Raw genomic sequence first — 2007 nt, forward strand, 5'->3', positions numbered from 1 at the left:
TTCATCCCGATCGGCTTTGCGCACGGCTTCGTGACGCTCGAGGACAATTGCGAAGTCTCGTACAAATGCTCGGACACATACGCACCCGAGAGCGATGGCGGCATTCGCTGGGATGATCCCGCGATTGGTTCGGGCGGCATCGACTGGCCTATGCCCGCCGGCACCGCGCCCGAGCTTTCGGCCAAGGATGCGGTCCAACCGTTGCTCGCCGACTTCGACAGCCCCTTTCCCTATGACGGCCGCCCGCTGGCGCCGCTCGCCTGAAGGATAGACCCATGCGCATCTTCGTCACCGGCGGGGCCGGTTTCATCGGTTCGGCTCTCGTCCGTCACCTGATCGAGAACACCGACCATGAGGTCCTCAACTTCGACAAGCTGACCTATGCCGGCACGCTGTCGACGGTCGAGCGCGTTGCGAACTCGAACCGCTACCGGTTCGTCCAGGGCGACATCTGCGATGCAGACGCCGTCAAAGCCGCGATCACCGAGTTCAAGCCCGAGATCGTCACGCATCTCGCAGCCGAAAGCCATGTCGACCGCTCGATCGACGGGCCCGGCGCGTTCGTCCAGACCAACGTCGTCGGCACCTTCACGATGCTCAGCGAAGCGCGCGCCTACTGGCTCGGGCTCGATGACGAGGCGAAGGCTGCGTTCCGCTTCCATCATATCTCGACCGACGAAGTCTACGGTTCGCTCGGCGATACCGGACTGTTCACCGAGGAAACGCCGTACGATCCGCGCTCGCCTTACTCGGCGTCGAAGGCGGGCTCCGACCACCTCGTCAGCGCGTGGGGCCACACGTTCGGGTTGCCGGTGCTGATCACCAACTGCTCGAACAATTACGGGCCGTATCACTTCCCCGAAAAGCTGATCCCGCTGATGATCGTCAAGGCGCTCGCTGGCGCCGACCTGCCGGTCTACGGCAAGGGCGATCAGGTCCGCGACTGGCTGTTCGTCGAGGACCACGTTCGCGCGCTGCATGCGGTGTTCGAACAGGGCGAGCCCGGCCGGACCTACAATGTCGGCGGGAACAATGAGAAGCAGAACCTCGAGGTCGTGAAGACCGTCTGCACGATCCTCGATCGTCTCCGTCCGCGCGCCGATGGCCAGTCCTACGCGACGCAGATCACCTACGTCGCCGACCGCCCGGGGCACGACAAGCGCTATGCGATCGACGCGAGCCGGATCAAGAACGAGCTTGGCTGGGAGCCTGCCGAGACGTTCGAGACTGGCATCGAGAAGACCGTCGCCTGGTATCTCGACAACCAAGGCTGGTGGGAAGCGATCGTCGCCGAGCACAAGGCCGACCAGCGCCGCGGGCTTTCCGTATGAGCGACGTGAAGCGGATCCTCGTTACTGGTGGTAACGGCCAGCTTGGTACCGAGCTGAAGCGCTACGCCTGGCCGGAAGGCTGGGCAGTGACCGCGATCGACATCGACGAGCTCGACCTGCGCGATACCGCCGCGATAGCGGCGATGGTCGCCAAAGGTCATGACGGGCAACCATGGGCAGCCGTGATCTCGGCCGGTGCTTATACCGCGGTCGACAAAGCCGAGAGCGACATCGTCACCGCCTGGGCCGTCAACGCGATGGCACCCGCGGCGTTCGCGGAAAGCTGTGCGAACGCCGGTATCCCGATCGTTCAGGTCTCCACCGACTATGTCTTCGACGGCGCGCGCGATGGGGCGTGGGAGGTGACCGATCCGGTTGCCCCGCTCGGCGTGTACGGCGCGTCTAAGCTTGGTGGCGAACTGGCCGTACGCACCTCGGGCGCACGCCACGCCATCGTCCGCACTGCGTGGGTGGTTAGCGCCCACGGCAACAACTTCATCAAGACGATGCTCCGCGTCGGTGCGACCAACCCCACTCTGCGCGTTGTTGACGACCAGCACGGCAGCCCGACGTCGGCGACCGATCTTGCAGCCGCGCTCGCCACGATCACGATGCGCCTCGTCGAGGATTCCGCGGCGCCGACCGGCACTTATCATTTCAGCAATGCCGGCGCGGT

General features: G+C 64.7%; 3 protein-coding genes. All 3 read left to right on the top strand.

Features of this window, described 5'->3' with window-relative positions:
* Positions 1-264 (top strand): dTDP-4-dehydrorhamnose 3,5-epimerase (locus tag O6X71_RS20915; protein WP_353467573.1); only part of this gene is annotated, 264 nt, incomplete at its 5' end.
* Positions 265-275: 11 nt separating this feature from the next.
* Positions 276-1331 carry a dTDP-glucose 4,6-dehydratase gene (gene rfbB / locus O6X71_RS20920; protein ID WP_353467574.1) on the top strand — a complete coding sequence of 352 codons (1056 nt, stop codon included), beginning with the start codon at positions 276-278 and terminating at the stop codon, positions 1329-1331.
* Positions 1328-2007, top strand: a 680-nt coding sequence (gene rfbD / locus O6X71_RS20925) for a dTDP-4-dehydrorhamnose reductase (protein WP_353467575.1), incomplete at its 3' end; no start/stop codon positions are given. The genes rfbB and rfbD, both read left to right, overlap by 4 nt.

It is taken from the genome of Sphingomonas faeni, assembly GCF_040407505.1.
GTDB lineage: Bacteria > Pseudomonadota > Alphaproteobacteria > Sphingomonadales > Sphingomonadaceae > Sphingomonas > Sphingomonas faeni_E.

Excerpts from the sequence above, each read along its gene's own strand:
- rfbB (WP_353467574.1), top strand. The coding sequence starts at position 276 with ATGCGCATCTTCGTCACCGGCGGGGCCGGTTTCATCGGTTCGGCTCTC.